The following is an 879-nucleotide window of genomic DNA, read 5'->3' on the forward strand; positions in this document are numbered from 1 at the left end:
CATGCATAAGACGTCATTCGACGTTGCCTTTTGTCTCGTGGGCTCGGAGATTTGTATAAGAGTCAGGCGCTGGACTTCTTCGTCTGGTTCATCTTCTGGGAGGCTGTCCTCGTCCCGATGTACTTCCTCATCGGTGTCTGGGGTGGCCCGCGCCGCAAGTACGCGGCAATCAAGTTCTTCGTGTACACGAACATCGCGTCGCTCGTGATGTTCATCGGGTTCATCTCCCTCGTGTTCGGTCTCGGCGACTCCATCTCGTCGCTCCGTCTCCCCGAGATTGCACAGGCGTTGCAGGCGGGCCAACTCGGCGGCTTCGCCGGACTCTCGGCTGGCGCGCTCGCGTCGGTCGCGTTCATCGCGATGTTCTTCGGATTCGCGGTGAAGGTCCCGGTCGCACCGCTGCACACGTGGCTGCCTGACGCACACGTTGAGGCGCCCACGCCGGTGTCGGTTATGCTGGCGGGCGTCCTCCTGAAGATGGGTACCTACGCCCTGCTCCGGTTCAACTTCACGATGCTTCCGGAGACGGCGCGAAGCTTCGCGCTGCCCATCGCCCTGCTCGCCGTCGCGAGCGTCATCTACGGCGCACTCCTCGCGTTGGCACAGCAGGACCTCAAGCGCATCGTCGCGTACTCCTCCGTCTCGTCGATGGGGTACGTCATCCTCGGTCTCATCGCCTACACCACCTACGGTGTCGGCGGTGCGACCCTCCAGATGGTCCCCCACGGCCTCATCTCCCGTCTGATGTTCATGGCCGTCGGGGTCATCTACAACACGACGCACACGCGCATGGTGGCGGATATGTCCGGGATGGCTGACCGGATGGCCGTCACGGCGGGGGTGTTTTTCCCCCGCCCGGGCGGGGTTATGGGGGCTCCC

General features: G+C 63.5%; 1 pseudogene. It reads left to right on the forward strand.

The annotated features are described in order from the left end of the window. Positions 1–66: 66 nt before the first annotated feature. Positions 67–879, forward strand: a pseudogene (locus QT222_RS00480) (complex I subunit 4 family protein); the annotation flags it as partial.

It is taken from the genome of Haloferax sp. s1 (assembly GCF_058382125.1).